Origin of the sequence: Phenylobacterium sp. J367 (assembly GCF_024699985.1) — a bacterium.
GTDB lineage: Bacteria > Pseudomonadota > Alphaproteobacteria > Caulobacterales > Caulobacteraceae > Phenylobacterium.
The window spans coordinates 1547654-1569032 of sequence record NZ_JAJONA010000001.1; the positions used below are offsets into that span (position 1 = coordinate 1547654).

Here is a 21379-nt window from a genome sequence, read left to right on the forward strand (position 1 = left end):
ACCCCGCCCGCGATCGACCACGATCCGATCCGCGCCTCGGACGCGGTGATCCACAGGCTGCGCGCCAACCACCCGAGCCTGATCGACCTTTCGACCGGCCGCGTCGAGCGGCTGCTGGCGGCGCTGGGTCACCCCGAACGGCGCCTGCCGCCGGTGATCCATGTGGCCGGCACCAACGGCAAGGGCTCCACCGTCGCCTACCTCAGGGCCATCGCGGAGGCCCAGGGACTGCGGGTCCACGCGCTGACGTCGCCGCACCTCGTGCGCTTCGCCGAGCGGATCCGGGTGGCGGGCGAGCTGATCGGCGACGCGAGCCTCGAGGACCTGACCGATCGCCTGGAGGCGGCCAACGACGGCCAGCCGATCAGCTTCTTCGAGATCACCACGGTGCTGGCCTTCCAGGCCTTCGCCGAGACGCCCGCCGACGTCTGCATCGTCGAGGTGGGCCTGGGCGGACGGTTCGACGCCACCAACGTCTTCGACGCCCCCGGCGGTCAGCGTCATCACGCCCGTGGACTACGACCACCTGGAGATGCTGGGCCCGGGCCTCGCCAAGATCGCCTGGGAGAAGGCCGGCGTGATCAAGCCCGGCCGGCCGGTGGTGGTCGCCCGCCAGCAGGACGAGGCGCTGGATATCATCGAGCGCGAGGCTGACGCCCGCATGGCGCCGATGCTGCTCATGGGCCGCGACTTCGACGCCTGGGAGGAGCGCGGCCGGCTGCTGGTGCAGATGCCCGAGCGCCTGCTCGACCTGCCGCCGCCCAGCCTGTTCGGCGGCTACCAGTTCGCCAACGCCGGCTTGGCGGTGGCCGCGGCGCTCACCTTCGACCAGAGCCTCAGCGAGGACGCCATCGGCGAGGGCGTGGCGTCGGCTGTCTGGCCGGCCCGCTTCCAGCGGCTGAAGGCGGGGCCGCTGGCGGCGCTGGCCCGCGAGCGCGGCTCCGACCTATGGCTCGACGGCGGCCACAATCCCCATGCCGGCCGGGCGCTGGCCGAGGCGGCCTCGCGCCTCACCGACCGGGATGGCCGGCCGCTTTCGATGGTCGTGGGCATGTTCGCCCGCAAGGACGCCCGCGGCTTCTTCGAGCCCTTCGCCGAGATGCACCCGAAGGTCTTCGCGACGACCTTCGATTCGCCCAACGCCGCGCCCGCCGAGGAGATCGCCGAGGCCGCCCGCGCCGCGGGCCTGCAGGTGGAGGTGGTCCCAAACGTGGAGGCCGGCGTCCGCCAGGCGCTCGGCGCTGACGGCCCGCCGCCGCACCTGCTGGTCTGCGGCGGCCTGCACTTCGCCGGCGAGGTGCTGGCCATGAGCCGGGACACCTGGCCGACGTAGGCCTCAAAGAAAATCCCTCCCCTTCAGGGGAGGGAGGACGAGGCGAAGCCTCGGACGGGTGGGGGAGACACGATCAGGCCCGGAGCCTGCCCATCAGATCCCCACCCGGCTCGCCGAGGGCGAGCTGTCCCTCCCCTGCAGGGGAGGGATGGGGGCTCAGGCGGCGACGCCGGCCTCGTTCAGCCATTCCAGAATCTTCTGCTTCGGCATGGCGCCGACCTTCATGGAGGCCATCTGGCCGCCCTTGAAGAGCATCATGGTCGGGATGCCGCGGACGCCGTAACGCGAGGGCGTCGTCGGGCTTTCCTCGATGTTCAGCTTGGCGATGGTCACCGCGCTGGAAAGCTCGTCGGAGATCTGCTCGAGCGCCGGGGCGATCTGCTTGCAGGGGCCGCACCACTCGGCCCAGAAGTCGACGAGCACGGGGCGCTCGGCCTGCAGAACGTCCTTTTCGAAGGACTCGTCGGTGACCGTCACGGTGGCCATGGGTTAGCTCCTTATGCGCTGGCCCAACGCAGGGCCGCGCCTCCTGATCCGCGGATGTAGGCCGCGCCCCTCAAGGTATCAACCGGTGCGGCGCAGGTCGGCAAGCGTTGCGGCCAACAGGTTTTCTGGGACCGGCATCAGCTTCGGCCCGTCGGTCCAGACGAGCGCCGCCTCGATCCGCCGCCCGGGGAACACCTCGGCCAGCACGGCGGCGTAGAGCGCCATCTGGCGCAGATAGGCGGGGCCGGCGTCCTCGATCCGGTCAGGCGACGGCCGGTTGGTCTTGAAGTCCACCACCAGCACCCGGTCCGGCAGCACGACGAGGCGGTCGATCCGGCCGGAGATGCGCAAGCCCGGCGGCAAGGCGGCGGCGGTCCCGGCGATCGCCACCTCGGCGCGGGAGCCGTCGCCGAATACCTCGGCGAAGCGGGCGTCCTCCAGCACCGAGAGCGCCGCAGCGATCATCTCTGCGCGCTGGGCCTCGGTCAGGTCGCGCTCGCGGGTGAGCAGGGCGCGGGCGCCGTCGGCCCGGCCCCCGGCCGGGAGGTCGGGCAGGATCTGCAGCAGCCGGTGGACGAGGTCGCCCCGACGGAAGCGCCCCAGCCCGCCGGCCTCGGCCAGCGGCGAGGGGGCCGGGACCTTCACGCCCTGGCCGAGCTCCGACGGTGAGGCGTAGCGGGCGAAGGCTTCCGCCGGGGGGCTGGTCGCCGTCCAGGCGGGCAGGGCGGCCGGCGCCGGCGCGGCTGCGGTCTCCGGCGGCAAGGTCGCCGGGTCATGGCCGTAACGGCGGAAATGCAGGCCGGCGCTCTCCACCTCCCGCACCTCGGCCAAGATGTCGGCGTGGTCCAAGGCCTCGCGGATCGCGCCCCACCAGCCGCGCAGCTTCTCCGGGTCGGTGCGCTCGGCGATCCGGCCGCAGAGCACCAGCCGGTCCCGCGCCCGCGTCAGGGCCACATAGAGCAGGCGGTAGGCCTCCGCCTCCTCGCGCGCCGCGCGCGCCTCGCGGGCGATGGAGGTCGCCTCGCAGTCCCTGGCGGACGAGCCGCACCACAGGAAGCCGTCCTTCACCGGCAGCAGGGGCGAGCCCCGCGCGGTCTGGGTCAACGTCGTCTCGGGGAGGAAGACGATCGGCGCCTCGAGGCCCTTGGCGCCGTGGGCGGTCATCACCCGCACCTCGCGCTCCGCGCCTTCCATCTCGCGCTTCACGACGATGTCGAGGCCGGCCAGCTCGGCGGCCAGGCCCTCCAGGCTGTGGACGCCGCGGGTCTCGGCGGCCAGGACCTGGTTCATGAACTCGTCCAGCGCGTCCTCGGCCTCGGCCCCCAGCCGGCGCAGCAGGCGCTGGCGCATGGAGAGCCCGTCGGCGCCCTTCACGCCCAGCAGGACGGCGTAGAGCTCGAACGGCCGGCGCGCCTTCGCCTCGGTGAGCGCGAGCTGCAGGAAGGCGTGGGCCACCTGCCAGTCGTCCCGCTCCCCGGACCGGCGGACCAGCCGCGCCCAGAGGGTCTCGTCCTTCCGGCCGTGGGCGAGCTGATAGAGGCTGTCGTCGTCGAGGCCGCAGAGCGGGCTCTTCAGCAGGGCCGCGAGCGTCAGCTCGTCGCCGGGGAAGAGGACGAAGCGGGCGAGCGCCACCAGGTCGTCGAAGATGATGTGCTGCGAGAGCGCCAGCCGGTCCGCGCCGGCCACCGGGACGTCGCGTTGCTTGAGCGCGCGCAAGATCTCCTCGAACAGGGCGCGACGGCGGCGGACCAGGATCAGGACGTCGCCATAGTGGGCGGCGCGCCACGTCCTCGTTTCCTTGTCGAAGACGGCGTCGCCGCGGGCCACGAGAGCCTTGATCTCATCCGCGATCCGCCTAGCGAGCCTGCGGTTGGCGCTGTCCTCCGCCTCGGCGTCGAGCGGCGCATCCCAGGCCTCGCGTTCGTCGCCCTTCCGCTCGACCTCCAGAGGCCAGACGTCCACGCAGCCCGTGTGCTCGCGCCGCTGGGCCTGGTGGCGGACGGCCTCGTCGAGACCCGGCTGGATCGATCGCGCCAGCCCCGGCGGGGTGAAGACCGCGTCCACGAAGCTCAGCACCTGGGGCGTGGAGCGCCAGGAATCCACCAGCTCCACCTCCTCGAAGCGGAACCCGGCGCCGGTGGCCCGGTCCCGGTGGAAGGTGAGCTTGTGGCGGAGCTGCTCGGGCCGGGCGCCCTGGAAAGAATAGATCGACTGCTTGGGGTCGCCGACCACGAAGAGGTCGCGCAGCCGCGCCTCGCCGCCGACGCCGGCGCCCGCGAAGAACTCGGCGGTGATCTGGTCGATGATCGTCCATTGATCGGGGGCGGTGTCCTGCGCCTCGTCCAGCAGGATGTGGTCGATGCCGCCGTCCAGCTTGTAGAGCACCCAGGCCGCGGCCGGCCGGTCGCGCAGCAGGTGACAGGCCTTCTCGATCAGGTCGGCGAAGTCGAGCAGGCCCGCGGCATCCTTCTCCAGCCGGTAGGCGGCGAGATAGGCCGAGGCGAGCGTCAGGGCGTCGAGCGTCTCCCACGCCACCTGCACGGCGCGCAGCCGCTCGCGCGCCGCCTCCAGCCGGGCCTGCTCGGCCAGCAGTAGGGCGCGCAGGCCCTCGTCGGCCTTCAGCCCGCTGGTCTTGCCGACCCAGGTCGCCGCGCTGCCCTCGCCCTTCTCGGTGAAGAACGGCAGCAGCGCCTCGGCGAAGGTCGCGTCGGGATTGGCGGCGACCGCGGCGATCTGGGCGGCGCACTTCTGGTCGGTGGCGCCGCCGCGCTGCAGGGTCTCCGCCGCCCGGCGCCACAGGCCCCGGTCGAGGGCCGCCACGGCCTCGGCTTCCAGGCTCTCGACGGTCGACCCGCGCGCCACGTCCACGGCCCGCCAGACCCAGGCTTCGGCGCCCGCCAGCCCGCCTTCGCGGTGGAAGAACTCGGCCAGCGCGCCGCGGCGGGCCTCGAAATCGGCGAACATCGCCTCGAAGCTCTGGAAGTCGAGCGCGACGGAGAACCGGGCATAGGCGGCCGCGATCTGGTCGTCGGCCTTCAGCGCGTGGTGCGCGACCAGGGCCTTGGCGCTGCGCGCCACCGCCGCCGACCCGCTATCGTCCATCACGCGGAAGCTGGGCGAGATGCCGGCCTCCAGCGGGAACCGGCGCAGCAGCTTCTCGCAGAAGGCGTGGATCGTCTGGATCTTCAGCCCGCCCGGGGTCTGCAGGGCGCGGGCGAACAGGCGCCGGGCGTCGGAGAGCTGGGCCTCGTCCTGCGGATCGACGCGGCGGCCGTCGAGCGCGTGCAGCTTCTCCGCGAGCTCGGCCCCCGCCATCACCGACCAGTCGCCCAGCAGGTCGAACAGCCGGCGCTGCATCTCCGACGCCGCCGCCTTGGTGTAGGTCACGCACAGGATGGTGGCGGGCTCGGCGCCGGCCAGCAGCAGGCGGGCCACCCGGTCGATCAGGGTCTTGGTCTTGCCCGAGCCGGCGTTGGCCGTGACGAAGGCCGACAGCGTCGGGTCCGCGGCGAGCTGCTGCGGGTCGGCGTTGGAGTTGGCGGCGCGGTCGCGGATCTCGCTCATTCCTCGCCCTCCTCGCCGGAGGTGGACCATTCGAAGACCCGGGCCAGATGGTCGTAGTCCGACGCGTAGAGCTTCACGAACTGCGGCGCGGTGCGCGAGGCGTAGCCGCGCTCCGGGTCGCGGAACTGGCGGACCAGTCCGATCAGGCCGGCGAGGGCTCCGTCCGCCGCGCCCTGGCTCTCCAGCACGCTCTTGCCGTCGCCGTCGGGCGCGGCGCGGACCTCGGCGCGGCCGGCGGGCTTGCGGCCGGTGACCTCCAGATAGACCAGCTCGCCGGTGGGCGCGGCGGGCAGGCCGGCCCTGTGGAATCCGCCCTTGGCCAGGATGGCGGCGGTGAGGGTGAGCTGCGGCGAGAAGCCGGTGCGGACCATCTTGGCGCTCGGGGCCCGGCCGGTCTTGAAGTCGAGCACGTGCCCCAGCCCGTCCGGGCCGATCTCGATGCGGTCGGCCTTGGCCGCGACGGTGAACGGCTCGCCGTCGATGTCGAGGACGAGCTCGCCTTCCTTTTCCACGTGGATCGCCCGGCCGTCGGCGCGGCGCTGCAGCTCCAGCTCGGCCACCCAGGCGGCGGCCTCGCGGGCCAGGGCCGTCTCCCGGGCCAGGCCCTCGGGCGGCATGCCGCCGTCGATGAGCGCCTGCAGGTAGTAGCCCTCGAAGGCGGCGGCCGCGGTCTCGGGCGCGTCGGCCGGCCAGTTCAGCGCCAGGTCTTCGAAGGCCTTGTGGATGGCGGTCCCCCGGATGCGGACGTCTACCTCTTCGTCGGGGCGGGCGAGTTGGCGCAGGCCGAGGATGTGCCGGGCCCAGACGGCGTAGGGGTCGCGCGTGAGCGTTTCCACACCGGTGACGAACAGCTTCTTGGGCCGGTCGGCCAGCGGCGGCTTCGGCGCCGGCCGGGGGGCAGGGCGCGTAGGCGTCCGGGGCATCCAGCGCCCGGGCCCAGTCCAGCACCTCGGGCCGGCCGGCAAGCGTCACGCCGGCGCCCTTGGCCAGGGTCTCCAGCCGCCAGAGCCAGCGGGATTTCACCGCCGGGGCGCCCTCGCGACGCTCGGTGTGGAGCAGGATCACTTCCGGCGCGCAGGCGGCCTGGGCGAAGTCGTGGGCCGCGAGGCCGACCCGGCGCTCGGGGCTCGGCAGGCCGAGGCGCTCGCGCATGGGCCTGGACAGGAAGGGATCCAGGGCCGCGCCTCTCGGCCAGACGCCTTCCTCCAGCCCGGCGACCACCAGCCGGTCGGCGCGCACGAGCCGGGCCTCGATGGCGCCCAGGATGCGCAGGCGGGGATGGGTGGAGCCGCCGGTCCGCACGCTCTCTCCGGACATCAGCCGGTCCAGCAGCTCGGCGAAGCCGCGCGGCGTGGCGGCGGGGAGGTCGCCGCCGTCGCGGATCAGGCCGGCCAGCAGCCGGCTCACCGCCTCGCCGTCGAAGCCGCTCCAGAGGTCGTCGGCGCCCTCGGCCAGGGTCTCCATGGACCGGGCGAGGGCGGCGGCGCGGGTGGCGGGGGAGTCGGCGTCGTACTCGCTCGGCAGGGCGGCGCGCAGGCGGTCGGCGAGGGCGGCGGCGTCCGGATATTCCGTCAGTTTACTGATTAAGTCCGGCCAGGTGCGGGCGCGGGGGCCGCGGAAGGCGCGGCGCTCCAGGACGTCGCGGGCGGCGGCGAAGGCCTCGGCGTCGAGCCCCAGTCGCACCGCCGGGTGCTTCAGGATCGCCAGCAGGGTGACTGGCGCCAGCGGGTCGACGGCGGCCTTGGCCACCAGCCCGGCCAGCGACCCGCAGCGCGAGCCGGCCAGGCTCTCGCCGGCGGAGCTGTCGGGGATGATCCCCCAACGGGTCAGCTTGGCGGTCACCCGCCGGGCCAGCGCCTGGTCGGGCGTCACCAGGGCGGCGGTGAGGTCCGGGGTCTCCATGGCCTCGCGAAGCAGCAGGGCGGCGACCGTGGCGGCCTCCTCCTCCGTCCGGGCGGTGACGCGGGAGAGGCCCTTCAGCCCCTCGGCGATGGGGTCGGCGTCGCCGCCTTCCTTGCGCAGCTCGGCGATGACGCCCAGCCAGTCGGCGGTCTCGTCGGCGGGGCGCAGCGCCTCGTTGACGATCCGCTGGCGCCAGCGCCGGGCCATGTTCGCCTGGATCGAGGCCGGCCAGAGCGGCACGTCGCGCTTGGCGATCCGCGCATCGTCCAGCAGGCGCTTCAGGGGCCCTGCGGATGCTGCACGTCGACCTTGGCCCAGGCCTTCTCGGCCAGGCCCTCGTCCAATCCCGGCAGCACGACGCAGCCCTGCGGCGCGTTGGCGACGGCGATCAGCAGCGCCCGCGTGGCCGGCGCCGTCCCGGTCGACCCGGCGGCCACCAGCACGCCCTGCGGCGGCCGGTCGGTCCAGACCTCGGCGAGGCGCCGCAGCAGCTTCACGCGGCGCTCGCTGACGTCCACCAAGCCGAGGTCGCGCAGGCGTTCGGCCCAGCCGGCGACCGCGCTCTCCAGGAAGGCGCGGCTGACCTGCCAGTGCTCGGCATGCTCGCTCTCCACGAGGTCGGCGAGCCGGCTCTCCACCTCCGCCTCCTCGATCTGCACGCTGTCGAAGAAGCCGCCCAGCGCCTCGGCCAATTCCAGGGGCGCCGGGGGCGGTGAGGGTCCGGCCCTGCAGCAGGTGCTCGCGCTCGGCCACCAGCCGCGTCAGCTCGAACTTCCGCTTCAGCGGATCGATGGCGGCCGGCAGATCGAGGGATAGGTCGCCCGGCTCGAACGGCGGCTCGCCTTCCTCCAGGTCGCCCAGGGGCCGCATCTGCGGCGGCAGGACGGCGCGCCCGCCGGCCGCGGCGATGAAGGCGTCGGCGATGGCCCGCGCGCCCCGCCGCGTCGGCATCAGCACCACCGCCTGCGACAGCGCCTCCGGACCCAGTGGCGCAAGCGTGTCGAACAGGCCCTGGGCCAGGTCCTGGGCGAAGGGGCGGTGCGCAGGCACGTTGAACCAGCGCGGTCCGGGCCGGTCCAGGAAGCTGGTCATCTCAGCCGCGCCTCGGCCGCCTCCCGGGCGGCGGGATCACCCACGTGCATCCAGAAGGCGTCCATGACCGCGCCGTAGAGCCGCCCCTCGGCCTGCAGCCGATGCCAGACCGGCAGGATCGAGAACGGGCCCGCGTTGGGCGAGCTGGCCAGCACCTGCGGCTTCAGGACCCCGAAGCCGATGTTGGCGAACGGCGTCGGCGGCTCGGGCCGCACCGAGTGGGTGAGCCGGCCCTCGGCGTCCATGAAGAAGCCGTTCGGCCCCTCGAACCCGATGCCGTGGCCGCGCGTCACGAGCAGCAGCAGGATGTCCATGCGCTCCGCATCCCAGACGCGCTTCAGCGTCTCCAGCGGCGGCTCGCCCTCGTCGATCCAGAGCGAGTCGATGTTGGCGACGAAGATCGGGTCCTCACCCAGCAGCGGCCGGGCCTTCTGGATGCCGCCGCCGGAATCCAGCAGCTCGGCCCGCTCGTCGGAGATCAGCACCTCCAGGTCGCGGCGCCCGGCGAGGTGGGCCTCCATCTGGTCGGCGTGGTGGTGGACGTTGACCACCGCGCGGGTCACACCCGCCTCGACCAGCTTGTCCAGCACCCGGTCGATCAGGGTCCGCCCGGCCACCGGGATCAGCGCCTTGGGCATGGCGTCAGTGAGCGGCCGCATGCGCGTGCCGAGGCCCGCGGCCAGCACCATGGCGGTCTTGGGAGCCGCGGTGCTCACGCCCGCGCCTCGCGCGGCACGTGGCGGTCGAACCAGGTCTTCAGGCCGGCCATCGCCGGGTCCTCCAGGTTCCGTTCCAGGTAGCGCCAGGTGCGGGGCATGTAGGTGGTGTACTGCAGCCGCCCGAGGATCGCCTGCCTGGCGAACACCCGGCCGAGGATCCGCGCGCCGTTGGAGGCGGCCAGCGCCCGGTAGTCGGCGAGGAACGGTTCGCGCTCGAGCTCGGGCCGGGCGTCCAGGAATCGCGCCAGCATGGCGGCCTCGAGCTCGGCGGAGACGTCTCGCCGGGCGTCCTGCAGCAGGTGCGTCAGGTCCCAGGCCGGATGGGCGCGCAGCGCGTCCTGGAAGTCCAGCAGGCCGACGCGGGCCGGGCCGGCGCGCTCCGGCAGCCAGAGCAGGTTCTGGGCGTGGTAGTCCCGGTGGGTGAAGACCGAGGCCCCGGCCTCGCCGCGCGCATAGACCGGCGCCCACAGCGCGTCCCACTCGGCCACCGCCGCGTCGTCGAACGGCGCGAGCCCGGAGAACTTCGGCCACCATTCCAGGAAGGTGTCGGTGCCGACCTTCAGCGCCAGGGTGTCGTAGGTGAGCAGCGGCCAGGCGGTGTCGCCCTCGCCCAGCACGGCGGGCGGTTCCTCAGCCTGCAGGGCCACCTGCACGTCCACCGCGGCCTCGTAGAGCGGTCGCTCGTCCTGGCCGTTCGCCACCAGGGTCGCGAACAGGCCGTCGCCCAGGTCCTCCAGCACGCAGAGGCCGGCGCCGACGTCGTGGGCGATGATCTCCGGCGCGGAGAGCCCCCGGCCGTGCAGGTAGGTGGCCGTCGCCACGAAGGCGGCCACCGAGCCCGCCGCCAGCCGGCTCGCCGCATTGTAGCCCAGCGCCAGTCGCTGTTCCGGGGTGGCGTCCGGCGGGCAGACGCCGCTCTCCACGGCCGGCGGCTGGTCCATGAAGATCAGGCTCGCGCCGCCGGGCGTCTTCAGCCGCTCGTAACTGCGCGTCGAGGCGTCGCCGCTGAGCGGAACCCGCTCGGCGCCCGCCAGGCCCGCCGCCTTCAGGAACTCGGCCTTCAGGGCCTCACGGTCCGAACTCAAGCCCTCGTCCCTCCCAGGTCCCATGCGGCGTCAGCCGCACGCGCCGTTCCTCGCCATCCTCGGAAAGCGAGATCTCTACATCGAGTCGGTTGGCGGGAAGGCGGCCCTCCAGCCTTTCCGGCCATTCGACCACCGCGGCCCCGTCCTCCAGCGCCTCGTCCAGCCCGATCTCATAGGCCTCGTCGGGCGACGACAGGCGATAGAGGTCGAAATGGGCGACCTTCAGGCGGGCGCCTTCGTAGAACTGCACGAGCGTGAAGGTCGGCGAGGGCACGTCCTCGTCCGGCGTGGTCAGCGCCCGCACCAGGGCCCTGGCCAGGGTCGACTTGCCGGCCCCGAGCGGCCCCGAGAGGCAGACCATGTCCCCCGGATGCAGGGCGTCGGCGATCGCCCGGCCCAGATGCTGCGTGGCCGCCTCGCCCGCGAGGCGGAAGTCGCCTTCGGCTTCCAGGATCATGCGAAGGCCGCGTCGGCGTCGGCGGGGATCGTCCGCTCCACATGGTGCTTGAGGCGCAGAGTGGCCTCGCCCGGATCGCCGACCAGGGCGTCGGGCGCGATCGGCCGGCCGACCTTCAGGTGGAACGCCCGGCCCTGCTTGTTGAGCAGCTCGTGGAAGAGGGTGATGTCGCGCAGCTCCGGAGAGACCCGGTTGAACAGGTGGAACAGGGTCGACCAGGGGCCGCTCACGTGGATCGGCAGGACGGTCGCCTCGTACTTGCGCGCGATGGAGACGGCGCTCGGCGCCCAGGCGGGGTCCGCAAGCAGGCCGTCCGGCTGGCGGCGCGCGAGCCGGCCGGCCGGGAAGATGACCAGGCAGCGCTCGGCCTCCAGGGCCTCCCGGGTGAGCTGCAAGGTCAGCCGGGTCCGTTCGCGGGTGCGCTTGGCCTCCACCCACTCCACGGGGATCAGCACCTCGTCGAGGCGGGGCGAGACCCGGTGGGCGTCGGAGTTGGCGTAGAAGCAGAGGTCCGGCCGGAGCGGCTTCAGCGCGTCATAGACCGCGATCCCGTCGGCGATGCCGGTGGGATGGTTGCAGACCACCATCAGCCGGCCGGCGCGCGGGACCCGGTCCAGCCCCTCGGCGGTGGTCTTCAGCGACAGCAGGCCGGAGACATGGTCCAGCGCCTGGACGCCGGGCAGCGGCCGGATCGCGTCGGCCATGCGCCGGGCCTTGGCGTAGTCGAGGACGCCGTAGAGCAGGGGCCGGACGACCGGCCAGAACGGCGAGCCCGACAGCTTCGGCGCCCGCTCGGCGATCAGGATGTCGACGATGTGGTCGCGCCCCGGGGGGCGAAGCCGGCGGCCGGCGACGCGAGGGTCATGCCCCCAGGATGCGACGCGCCGGGGGAGGGGGGCAAGCGGCTCGGCGCCTCGTCATCCACCTTAGGGGGAGGACGAGGCTTGCCCCAGACAGCACCCGGCCCGCCGCATCGCTGCGGCGGGCCGGGGTCCTTGGAGGCTCAGCCCTTAGCGGTAGTAGGGCGAGCCGTAGTAGCTGCGGCTGGTCGGGTAGCCGTAGCGGTCGTAGCTCGTGTAGCGCGGCTGGGCGTAGGTCCGGCCGTAGTTGTAGTTCGAGCCGTAGTAGCCCTGGTTGCCGTAGTAGCTCGAGCCGCGATAGTTCGGGGCGTAGTAGCTCGAGCCGTAGGTCCGGCACTTGTCGTTCGACTTCGCGATCTGGGAGCCCAGCAGGGCGCCGGCGACCGCGCCGATGGCCGCGCCGGGGGCCCGGCCGTCGTGACGGCCCGCGAGGCTGGCGCCCAGCGCCGCGCCGGCCAGGCCGCCGACCACCGCACCGGTGGTCCCGTTGCCCGAGCGGCAGTCCTGATAGCGGCCGTACGACTGGGCCGCGGAAGGTGTGGCGATCGCGCCGGCGGCGACGGTAGCCAGGACGCCGGCGGAAATAGCGGCGATCTTCATGGTCTCGCTCCTCTTTCCTTGTCTACGGCCAGGCTGTTCCTGACCCTCATCTGAGAGTGCATTTAACACCTTCGCACCTGAACGGTGGCTGACAAGGGCGTATATCTTCGGATTATTTGGCTTCAGCCGAGAAATGCTTGCCGAATTCCCGCCGCAATCTCCAGGTGGCGCCGCGTGTCGCAACGGCTGGCTCACCTGACGTCATCGGCTTAAAACGCCGGCCATGCGTGAGATCACCCATTTCATCGACGGCGCGTCCGTCGCCTCGACCTCCGGTCGGACCGGAGACGTCTTCAACCCCAACACCGGCGAGGTTCAGGCCCGCGTGGCGCTCGCCACCCCGGCCGAGCTGGACGCCGCGGTCGCCTCGGCGCTGCGCGCGCAGCAGACCTGGGCCCTGGTCAATCCCCAGCGCCGGGCGCGGGTGATGTTCGAGTTCAAGCGGCTGGTGGAAGCCCGCATGGACGAGCTCGCCGAGCTGCTCTCCTCCGAGCACGGCAAGGTGATCGCCGACTCGAAGGGCGACATCCAGCGCGGCCTGGAGGTGATCGAGTTCGCCTGCGGCATCCCGCACGCCCTGAAGGGCGAATACACCGAGGGCGCCGGTCCGGGCATCGACGTCTATTCCATGCGCCAGCCGCTGGGCGTCTGCGCGGGCATCACCCCGTTCAACTTCCCGGCCATGATCCCGATGTGGATGTTCGGCGTGGCCATCGCGGTCGGCAACAGCTTCATCCTGAAGCCGTCGGAGAAGGACCCGAGCGTCCCGGTCCGCCTGGCCGAGCTGATGATGGAGGCCGGCGCGCCCAAGGGCGTGCTGAACGTCGTCCACGGCGACAAGACGGCGGTCGACGCCATCCTCGACCACCCGGACATTAAGGCGGTCAGCTTCGTCGGCTCCTCCGACATCGCCCATTACGTCTATTCCCGCGGCACGGCGAACGGGAAGCGGGTCCAGGCCATGGGCGGCGCCAAGAACCACGGCATCATCCTGCCCGACGCCGACCTGGAGCAGGCGACGAAGGACATCATCGGCGCGGCCTACGGCTCGGCCGGCGAGCGCTGCATGGCGCTGCCGGTCGTCGTCCCCGTGGGCCGGAAGACCGCCGACGAGGTGCGCGAGCGGGTGCTGGCCGAACTGGAGACCCTGAAGGTCGGCATCTCCACCGACCCCGCCGCCCAGTATGGGCCGGTGGTGTCCGCCGCCCACCGCAAGAAGATCAGCGACTACATCGACATCGGGGTGAAGGAAGGCGCCGAGCTGGTCGTCGACGGCCGCGGCTTCAAGCTGCAGGGCTACGAGGACGGCTTCTTCATCGGCCCCTCGCTGTTCGACGGCGTGAAGAAGGGCATGAAGACCTACGACGAGGAGATCTTCGGCCCGGTCCTGCAGATCGTGCGCGCCGAGACCTTCGAGGAGGCGCTGGCCCTGCCCTCCGAGCACCAGTACGGCAACGGCGTCGCCATCTTCACGCGCAACGGCCGCGCCGCCCGCGAGTTCGCCGCGAGGGTGAACGTCGGCATGGTCGGCATCAATGTGCCGATCCCGGTGCCGGTCGCCTACCACACCTTCGGCGGCTGGAAGCGCTCGGCCTTCGGCGACACCAACCAGCACGGCATGGAAGGCGTGAAGTTCTACACCAAGGTGAAGACCGTCACCGCCCGCTGGCCGGAGGGCGCCGTGGAGGACTCGGCGTTCGTCATCCCGACGATGGGGTAGGGCTCAATCCCTCCCCTTCAGGGGAGGGTGGACGGCGCGGTACGCGCTGCCGGGTGGGGGAGTGTGGGCCAGGCTCGGAGTCGGGGCTTGAACGCGACTTCCCCACCCTCGCCGCGCAGCGGCGTTTCCCTCCCCTGAAGGGGAGGGATCGGGTTGCCCTCAGCTCCTGCGGCTGATGATGTCCTTGGTGTGCGCCCGGGTCTTGGCGCCCTGGCTGATCTTCGGGCTGCCGTGGTCTTCGATGAGGTCTTCCTCGAGCTGGTCGACGTCGACCGTGGGATCGTGCTGGGCCTCCAGCTCACGCTCCCCGACACCCAGTCCCTGCTGGCGGCCACGGTTGGCGGACACGTCGTCCGTCGTGAAAGTGCGGTCTTGATCGGCCATCAGGGTCTCCTTCTCTTCATAGGCTCAACCCGTGTCCGGCCGGCCTGTTCCTTGCCCCCATTCCTTGCGCATGCGGTCGCCCCTCGCTAGGCCTCATGGCTGATGGCCGAGACCCTTGCCGCCGCCTACGACGCCCGCCTGGCCGCAGGCGACATCCGGCCCGACCCCGCCCAGGCGGCGGGGCTCCGCGAACTCGTCAGGCTGGAAGACGACCTCGCCGCCGCGCAATCGGGCGGACGCCTGAAGGCGCTGTTCCGGAAGCCGGAGAGCGAGCGTGGGGTCTATCTCGTGGGGCCGGTGGGCCGGGGGAAGTCCATGCTCATGGACCTCTTCTTCGAGACCGTGCCGGTGGAGAAGAAGCGCCGCACCCATTTCCACGTCTTCATGGGCGAGATCCACCGCCTGATCGACGCCTGGCGCAAGGGCGACGCCGCGGCGCGCAAGGCCCGCTTCGGGCAGTCGAAGGGGGACGATCCGATCCCGCCGGTGGCCGACGTGGTCGCCGACGGCGCGCGCCTGCTCTGCTTCGACGAGTTCCAGGTCACCGACATCGCCGACGCCATGATCCTCGGCCGGCTGTTCGAGGCCCTGTTCGCCCGCGGCGTGACCCTGGTGGCGACCTCCAATCGCCATCCGGACCAGCTCTACAAGGACGGCATCAATCGCCAGCTCTTCCTGCCGTTCATCGATCTCCTGAAGTCGAAGGTCGAGGTGGTGGAGGTCGCCGGGGCCCACGACTACCGGCTCGACCGCCTCAGGGCCGCCGGCACCTGGTTCTCGCCCAACGATCCCGACCACCAGCGGGTGTTCGACGACCTCTGGACCCAGATGCTGGGCCCGGAAGAGGAGGATGGCGAGGAGCTGGAGGTGCTGGGCCGCCGGATCACCCTGCCGCGCGCCGCCGGCGGGCTGGTGCGGTCGTCCTTCGCCAGCCTCTGCTCCGTGGCGCTGGGCCCCAACGACTACCTGGCGCTGGCCGAGCGCTTCCACACGGTCTTCCTGGAGGACGTGCCGAAGCTCACCGCCAACCGGCGCGAGGAGGCGAGGCGCTTCGTCCTGCTGATCGACGCGCTCTACGAGGCCCGCACCCGGCTGATCGTCCTGGCCGAGGCCGACCCGGACCATCTCTACCCGGCCGGCGACGGCGCCTTCGAGTTCGAACGCACCGCGTCCCGCCTGCAGGAGATGCGCTCGGCGGACTGGCTCGCGGATCGGGAGTAGGCGCGCGTATCCCTCCCCTTCAGGGGAGGGGCAGATCGCGGAGCGATCGGGGTGGGAGAGTCGCGTTCGGGCCCGGCGCCTCAGGACGGGGCGCTCTTCGCCCAATGCGGAGCCTGGCCACACACCCCCACCCGGCGGCGCTTCGCGCCGTCCGCCCTCCCCTGAAGGGGAGGGGGTGGGCTCACCCCCTCAAACTCTCCACCAGCTCCCGCGCGTAGGGCCGCAGGTCGTCCATCGCGCGGACGACGATGTTCAGGTCGCGCACTGCCCAGTCGTCGGCGAGCGCCACGATCGCCAGGTCCATGGTCTTCGCCGCGCGCGCCGCGGTGGTGGCCGGCACGACGCCGACGCCCACGCCGCACTCCACCAGCCGGCAGACCGCGTCGAAGCTGCGGAGCTGGACGCGCAGCCGGATCGGGCGGCCTTCCCGCGCCGCCTTCCCGGCCAGGAACCGCTGCAGCGAGCTCGACCGCTCCAGGCCGATGAAGTCGTAGTCCAACACCTCGGCGAAGCTGACGCTCGGCCGGGCCGCCAGGGCGTGATCCTTCGCCGTCACCACCACGAAGCGGTCGGAGCGGAACGGGAAGACCTGCAGGGCGCCCACCTCCACCGTGCCGGCGACGATGCCCACGTCGCCGACGCCCTCGGCGATCAGGCCGACGATCTCGTCCGAGAGCCGTTCCTCCAGGTCGACGCTGACGTGCGGGTGGCGGGTCAGGAACGACGACAGCGCCTCGGGCAGGAATTCGGTCAGCGCATTGGTGTTGGCGAGCACCCGGACCTCGCCCCCGGCCCCGCCGGAGAAGGCGCCCAGGTCGTCGCGCAGGCGGGCGCTCTGGTCGAGGATGGCGCGCGCGTGCTTCAGCAGCATGCGGCCGGCCGGCGTCGGCGTGACCCCCTGGCGGGAGCGCGAGAGCAGGGCCGCGCCCAGGCTCTCCTCCATGTGCCGGATGCGGGTGGAGGCGGCGGCCAGCGCCAGCGCGCTGCGCTCCGCGCCGCCGGTGATGGAGCCCGCGTCCACCACCTCGCAGAAGAGCCTGAGGTCGGTCAGGTCGAACCGCATGATCCTTCGTCCTTCGCGAAGGATCACTACAGCAATCACGCATTGCGAAGCGAGGCGAAACCGCCAAGGGTTCGGCGATTACGAAGGTGGGGCCCCGCGCGCCGGGGCCTTCGTTGACAGCCTACCGGGGCGGCTTAAAAGCGGAGCCGCCTCCAAACATGAGAGCGAGCGGCTAGATCATGACCGACGCCACAAGGCGCCCCCGCGCCCGACCGATGTCGCCCCACCTGCAGGTCTGGCGATGGCACATCACCATGTGGACCTCGATCCTGCACCGGGTGACCGGCTCCGGCCTCTACCTGGGCGCCCCTGATCGCGGCGGCCTGGGCGGTCTCCCTGGCCAGCGGCCCGGAGGCCTATGAGGCGTTCAAGGCGGTGCTCGGCTCGCCGATCGGCAAATTCGTGCTGTTCGGCATGACGTTGTCCTTGTTCTACCACCTGGCCAACGGCATCCGGCACGTGGTCTGGGACCTGGGCCACGGGCTCGACATCAAGAGCGCCAACGCCTCGGCGGTGGTGGTGATGGCTTTCGCCATCGCGGCGACCATCGCGGTCTGGGTGATCGCCGGCATGACGGGGGCGGTCTGATGGCCAGCTATCGTACGCCGCTCTCCCGCGCCCGCGGCCTGGGCGCCGCCGGCCACGGGGTCGGAACCTGGCTCGGCGAGCGGGTGGGGGGCATCGCCCTTGTGCCGCTCTGCCTGTGGGGCGTCTTCGCGGCCATGCGGCTCGCGGCCCACGACTACGCCTACGCCGTCCAGTGGGTGGCCCAGCCGGTGAACGCCACCCTGCTGGTGCTGCTGTTCGCGGTCAGCTTCTGGCACATGCACGACGGCCTGCGGGTGGTGGTCGAGGACTACATCCACAAGACGCTGTCCAAGGCGGGCCTGCTGCTGCTCAACCTCTTCGTCTGCGGCCTCGCCGGGGCGCTTTCGATCCTCTCCATCCTGAAAGTCGCGTTCAGCGGCGGGGTCTCCTGAAGCCATGTCGGCCTACGAATTCATCGACCACAAGTACGACGTCGTCGTCGTCGGCGCCGGCGGCTCGGGCCTCCGCGCCGCGCTCGGCTGCGCCCAGGCGGGGCTGAAGACCGCCTGCATCTCCAAGGTCTTCCCGACCCGTTCGCACACGGTGGCGGCCCAGGGCGGCATCTCGGCCAGCCTCGGCAACATGGGCGAGGACGACTGGCGCTGGCACATGTACGACACCGTCAAGGGGTCGGACTGGCTGGGCGACCAGGACGCCATCGAATACCTCTGCCGCAACGCGCCGGCCGCGGTCTATGAGCTGGAGCACTGGGGCGTGCCGTTCTCGCGGACCGAGGACGGCAAGATCTACCAGCGCGCCTTCGGCGGCATGACCAAGAACTACGGCGAGGCCCCGATCCAACGCACCTGCGCCGCGGCCGACCGCACCGGCCACGCCATGCTGCACACCATGTATGGCCAGTCCCTGGCGCACGACACCGAGTTCTTCATCGAGTACTTCGCCCTCGACCTGATCATGGACGAAGGCGTCTGCCGGGGCGTCACCGCCTGGAAGCTCGACGACGGCACCCTGCACCGCTTCCAGGCGCAGCTCGTGATCCTGGCCACCGGCGGCTACGGCCGGGCTTACTTCTCCTGCACCAGCGCCCACACCTGCACCGGCGACGGCAACGCCATGGTGCTCCGCGCCGGTCTGCCTTTGCAGGACATGGAGTTCGTGCAGTTCCACCCGACCGGCATCTACGGCGCCGGCTGCCTGATCACCGAAGGCGCGCGCGGCGAGGGCGGCTACCTCACCAACTCCGAGGGCGAGCGGTTCATGGAGCGCTATGCGCCGACCGTGAAGGACCTCGCGCCGCGCGACATGGTCAGCCGCGCCATGACCATCGAGATCCGAGAAGGCCGCGGCGTGGGCCCGAAGAAGGACCACATCTTCCTGCACCTCGACCACCTGGACCCGGCGGTTCTGGCCGAGCGCCTGCCGGGCATCTCGGAAAGCGCCAAGATCTTCGCCGGCGTCGACGTCACCAAGGAGCCGATCCCGGTGCTGCCGACGGTGCACTACAACATGGGCGGCATCCCCACGAACTTCTACTCGGAGGTAGTGACCAAGGCCGGCAAGAACCCCGACCAGGTGGTGCCGGGCCTGATGGCCGTCGGCGAGGCCGCCTGCGTCTCGGTGCACGGCGCCAACCGCCTGGGCTCCAACAGCCTGATCGACCTCGTGGTGTTCGGCCGCTCGGCCGCGCTCCGCGCCGCCGACACCATCAAGGCCGGCGACAAGCAGCCGGAGCTGAAACCGCACCACACCGAGCGCCACCTGGCCCGCTTCGACCGCCTGCGCCACGCCTCCGGCGGCACGCCGACGGCGGCGCTCAGGCTCGAGATGCAGCGCGCCATGCAGGAGGACGCCGCCGTCTTCCGCACCTCGGAGAGCCTGACGTCGGGCGTGAAGCGGCTCGCCGCCGTCCAGGCCAAGCGCGGCGACATCGCCGTCACCGACCGCGGCATGATCTGGAACACCGACCTCATGGAGACGCTGGAGTTCGACAACCTCGTCGGCCAGGCGATCGTCACCGTCAACGGCGCCGCCAACCGCACGGAGAGCCGCGGGGCCCACGCCCACGAGGACTTCCCCGACCGCAACGACCAGACCTGGCAGAAGCACACGCTCGCCTGGTTCGACGACGCCACCGGCAAGGTGAAGATCGACTACCGGCCGGTGCACAACTTCACCATGACCAACGACATCGCCTACATCCCGCCCAAGGCGCGGGTGTACTGAGGACGCGCGCCCCATGGCTCAGTTCGTACTGCCGAAGAACTCCCGGATCGGCAAAGGCCGGCACTTCCCGGCGCCCGCCGGCGCCGGGAAGGTCAAGACCTTCAAGGTCTACCGCTGGGACCCCGAGACTGACGAGAACCCGCGCTGGGACACCTATGACGTGGACGTCGACGCCTGCGGGCCGATGGTTCTGGACGTGCTCATCCACATCAAGAGCACCGTGGACCCGACGCTGGCCTTCCGGCGCTCGTGCCGCGAGGGCGTCTGCGGCTCCTGCGCCATGAACATCGGCGGCCGCAACACCCTGGCCTGCACGCAGGGGTGGGAAGAGGTCCCAGGCAAGGACTGCCAGATCGGCCCGCTGCCGGCCTCGCAGGTGATCAAGGACCTGATCCCCGACCTGACGCTGTTCTACGCCCAGTACGCCTCCATCAAGCCCTGGCTGCAGACCGAGACGCCCGAGCCGCAGAAGGAATGGAAGCAGAGCCCCGAGGACCGCGAGAAGCTCGACGGCCTCTACGAGTGCATCCTGTGCGCCTGCTGCTCGACCTCGTGCCCCAGCTACTGGTGGAACCAGGACAAGTACCTGGGCCCCGCCGCCCTGCTGCACGCCTACCGCTGGATCATCGACAGCCGCGACGAGGCCACCGGCGACCGCCTCGACGACCTCGAGGACCCCTTCAAGCTCTACCGCTGCCACACGATCATGAACTGCGCCCAGGTCTGCCCCAAGGGCCTGAACCCGGCCAAGGCGATCTCCGAGGTCAAGAAGATGCTCGCCGACCGGATGACCTGATCCGGGAGGCCGGCGCGCGCACCAAGTTGACGCGGGCGTCATTTTTCGGCAACGAGGGTCCATGAGCACTGAGGGCGAGCGCGCTCCGGACGGGGCGGTGGTGATCGTCGGCGCCGGCCATGCCGGCGGCACGGCCGCGGCCCTGCTCCGCCAGTATGGCTACGCGGGCCCCATCGTCCTGATCGGCGAGGAGCCGCACGCCCCCTACCAGCGCCCGCCGCTCTCCAAGGCCTGGCTGAAGGGCGAGGCCGACGCCGACAGCTTGGCCCTCAAGCCGGCCGAGTGGTACGCCGAGGCGGACATCGACTTCCGGCCGAACGCGCGGGCCGTGCGCATCGACCGCGCCGGCAAGACCGTCGAGCTCGCCGACGGAACGGTCGTTCCATATGGCCACCTGGTCCTCGCCACCGGCGCGCGGGCCATCGCCCTGCCGATCCCCGGCGCGGACCTCAAGGGCGTCATGTTCCTGCGCACCGCCGACGACGCCGAGCAGCTGAAGGCCGCCGTCGGTCCGGGCAAGAAGCTGGCCGTCGTCGGCGGCGGCTACATCGGCCTGGAGGTCGCCGCCTCCGGCCGGGCTCTGGGCGCCGAGGTCACCGTCTTCGAGCGCGAGGATCGCCTGCTGGCCCGCGTCGCCTGCGAGACGCTGTCGTCCTTCTTCCAGGCCTACCACGAACAGCACGGCGTGACCTTCGAGCTCGGCTGCTCCGTCGTCGGCTTCACGGGCGATGAGGCGGGTCACGTCACCGGCGTCACCCTGGCCGACGGCCGCGTCGTCGCCTGCGACGCCGCCGTGGTCGGCGTCGGCGCCCAGCCCAACGACGAGCTCGCCCGCGACGCCGGCCTCGACGTCGCCCGCGGCGTCGTCGTCGACCTGGAAGCCCGCAGCTCCGACCCGGCGATCTTCGCCATCGGCGACGTCGCCCACCGCCCCATGCCGATCTACGGGGGCCGCATGTTCCGCATGGAAAGCGTGCCCAATGCGCTGGAACAGGCCAAGCAGGCGGCCAGCGCCATCGCCGGGCGCCCCGCCCCGGCCGGCGAATGTCCCTGGCAGTGGTCCGACCAGTACGACTTGAAGCTCCAGATCGCCGGCTACGCCTTCGACGTCGACGAGATCCTGGTGCGCGGCGACCCCGCCACGGCGAAGTTCGCCGTCTTCCACCTGGCCGGGGACCGCATCCAGTCGGTGGAGGCGATCAACGCCCCGCCGGAGTTCATGATGGGCCGCCAGCTCATCCTCAACCGAAAGCCGGTGGACAAGGCGAAGCTTGCCGACCCCGCCGTTTCCATGAAAGAGGTCGTCGCCCAGGGATAAGGGCGGC

General features: G+C 71.7%; 20 protein-coding genes and 1 pseudogene. 10 read left to right on the forward strand and 11 right to left on the reverse strand.

All coding sequences use genetic code 11. The features are described 5' to 3' along the window. Positions 1-12 precede the first annotated feature (12 nt). Positions 13-1333, forward strand: a pseudogene (locus LRS04_RS08405) (folylpolyglutamate synthase/dihydrofolate synthase family protein). Between the two features lie 156 nt (positions 1334-1489). On the opposite strand, the gene trxA reads toward LRS04_RS08405, so the two are convergent. The 3 genes from trxA to LRS04_RS26720 form a co-directional block, all read right to left on the reverse strand. Beyond that, entirely contained in the window at positions 1490-1819 is a 330-nt protein-coding gene (trxA, locus tag LRS04_RS08410; protein WP_257815963.1) for a thioredoxin, read from the reverse strand. A gap of 78 nt (positions 1820-1897) precedes the next feature. Further along, the gene (gene addA, locus LRS04_RS08415) at positions 1898-5383 is read right to left on the reverse strand and encodes a double-strand break repair helicase AddA (RefSeq protein ID WP_257815965.1); all 3486 of its coding nucleotides are present in this window, start codon (positions 5381-5383) and stop codon (positions 1898-1900) included. Beyond that, the gene (locus tag LRS04_RS26720; RefSeq protein ID WP_308238098.1) at positions 5380-6306 is read right to left on the reverse strand and encodes a PD-(D/E)XK nuclease family protein; all 927 of its coding nucleotides are present in this window, start codon (positions 6304-6306) and stop codon (positions 5380-5382) included. The genes addA and LRS04_RS26720 overlap by 4 nt, the downstream gene beginning before the upstream one ends. Before the next feature lie 127 nt (positions 6307-6433). On the opposite strand from LRS04_RS26720, the gene LRS04_RS26725 reads away from it, so the two are divergent. Then, positions 6434-6970, forward strand: a complete 537-nt coding sequence (locus tag LRS04_RS26725; protein WP_308238099.1) for a hypothetical protein — start codon at positions 6434-6436, stop codon at positions 6968-6970. A gap of 593 nt (positions 6971-7563) precedes the next feature. Here the strand turns inward: LRS04_RS26725 and LRS04_RS26730 are convergent. The 6 genes from LRS04_RS26730 to LRS04_RS08445 all read right to left on the reverse strand — a co-directional run bounded on the left by LRS04_RS26730 (position 7564) and on the right by LRS04_RS08445 (position 12098). After that, positions 7564-7977: a hypothetical protein gene (locus tag LRS04_RS26730; protein ID WP_308238100.1), complete on the reverse strand. Its 414-nt coding sequence runs from the start codon at positions 7975-7977 to the stop codon at positions 7564-7566. 396 nt (positions 7978-8373) lie between these two features. Beyond that, complete coding sequence (locus LRS04_RS08425; protein ID WP_257819035.1) at positions 8374-9066, reverse strand: nucleotidyltransferase family protein; 693 nt, start codon at positions 9064-9066, stop codon at positions 8374-8376. Positions 9067-9089: 23 nt separating this feature from the next. Further along, positions 9090-10181 carry an N-acetylmuramate/N-acetylglucosamine kinase AmgK gene (gene amgK, locus LRS04_RS08430; RefSeq protein WP_257815966.1) on the reverse strand — a complete coding sequence of 364 codons (1092 nt, stop codon included), beginning with the start codon at positions 10179-10181 and terminating at the stop codon, positions 9090-9092. Continuing rightward, a complete protein-coding gene (gene tsaE, locus LRS04_RS08435; protein WP_257815967.1) occupies positions 10165-10638 on the reverse strand; it encodes a tRNA (adenosine(37)-N6)-threonylcarbamoyltransferase complex ATPase subunit type 1 TsaE in 474 nt (157 codons plus the stop codon). The genes amgK and tsaE overlap by 17 nt, the downstream gene beginning before the upstream one ends. Further along, entirely contained in the window at positions 10635-11342 is a 708-nt protein-coding gene (locus tag LRS04_RS08440) for a 1-acyl-sn-glycerol-3-phosphate acyltransferase (protein ID WP_257815968.1), read from the reverse strand. The genes tsaE and LRS04_RS08440 overlap by 4 nt, the downstream gene beginning before the upstream one ends. A 306-nt stretch (positions 11343-11648) precedes the next feature. Then, entirely contained in the window at positions 11649-12098 is a 450-nt protein-coding gene (locus LRS04_RS08445) for a glycine zipper domain-containing protein (protein ID WP_257815969.1), read from the reverse strand. A gap of 223 nt (positions 12099-12321) precedes the next feature. Here LRS04_RS08445 and LRS04_RS08450 point away from each other — a divergent pair, with 223 nt between their 5' ends. Next, positions 12322-13818 carry a CoA-acylating methylmalonate-semialdehyde dehydrogenase gene (locus LRS04_RS08450; protein ID WP_257815970.1) on the forward strand — a complete coding sequence of 499 codons (1497 nt, stop codon included), beginning with the start codon at positions 12322-12324 and terminating at the stop codon, positions 13816-13818. A 159-nt stretch (positions 13819-13977) separates the two neighbouring features. Here LRS04_RS08450 and LRS04_RS08455 read toward each other — a convergent pair whose 3' ends face one another. Then, complete coding sequence (locus LRS04_RS08455; protein ID WP_257815971.1) at positions 13978-14202, reverse strand: hypothetical protein; 225 nt, start codon at positions 14200-14202, stop codon at positions 13978-13980. A gap of 102 nt (positions 14203-14304) precedes the next feature. On the opposite strand from LRS04_RS08455, the gene zapE reads away from it, so the two are divergent. Beyond that, positions 14305-15423 carry a cell division protein ZapE gene (gene zapE, locus LRS04_RS08460; protein ID WP_257815972.1) on the forward strand — a complete coding sequence of 373 codons (1119 nt, stop codon included), beginning with the start codon at positions 14305-14307 and terminating at the stop codon, positions 15421-15423. Between the two features lie 181 nt (positions 15424-15604). On the opposite strand, the gene LRS04_RS08465 is transcribed toward zapE, so the two are convergent. Next, entirely contained in the window at positions 15605-16486 is an 882-nt protein-coding gene (locus tag LRS04_RS08465) for a LysR substrate-binding domain-containing protein (protein WP_257815973.1), read from the reverse strand. Positions 16487-16665: 179 nt separating this feature from the next. Here LRS04_RS08465 and LRS04_RS08470 point away from each other — a divergent pair, with 179 nt between their 5' ends. From LRS04_RS08470 to LRS04_RS08495, 6 genes are all read left to right on the forward strand, one after another. Then, complete coding sequence (locus tag LRS04_RS08470; protein ID WP_257815974.1) at positions 16666-16848, forward strand: hypothetical protein; 183 nt, start codon at positions 16666-16668, stop codon at positions 16846-16848. Next, the gene (gene sdhC, locus LRS04_RS08475) at positions 16823-17074 is read left to right on the forward strand and encodes a succinate dehydrogenase, cytochrome b556 subunit (RefSeq protein WP_257819036.1); all 252 of its coding nucleotides are present in this window, start codon (positions 16823-16825) and stop codon (positions 17072-17074) included. The genes LRS04_RS08470 and sdhC overlap by 26 nt, the downstream gene beginning before the upstream one ends. Beyond that, positions 17074-17466: a succinate dehydrogenase, hydrophobic membrane anchor protein gene (gene sdhD / locus LRS04_RS08480; protein WP_257815975.1), complete on the forward strand. Its 393-nt coding sequence runs from the start codon at positions 17074-17076 to the stop codon at positions 17464-17466. Before sdhC ends, sdhD begins: the two co-directional genes overlap by 1 nt. Positions 17467-17470: 4 nt before the next feature. Continuing rightward, positions 17471-19258 carry a succinate dehydrogenase flavoprotein subunit gene (gene sdhA / locus LRS04_RS08485; RefSeq protein WP_257815976.1) on the forward strand — a complete coding sequence of 596 codons (1788 nt, stop codon included), beginning with the start codon at positions 17471-17473 and terminating at the stop codon, positions 19256-19258. Between the two features lie 13 nt (positions 19259-19271). After that, a complete protein-coding gene (locus LRS04_RS08490) occupies positions 19272-20054 on the forward strand; it encodes a succinate dehydrogenase iron-sulfur subunit (RefSeq protein ID WP_257815977.1) in 783 nt (260 codons plus the stop codon). A gap of 61 nt (positions 20055-20115) precedes the next feature. Continuing rightward, positions 20116-21372 (forward strand): NAD(P)/FAD-dependent oxidoreductase, encoded by a 1257-nt coding sequence (locus LRS04_RS08495; RefSeq protein ID WP_257815978.1) that lies wholly within the window; start codon positions 20116-20118, stop codon positions 21370-21372. Positions 21373-21379 lie beyond the last annotated feature (7 nt).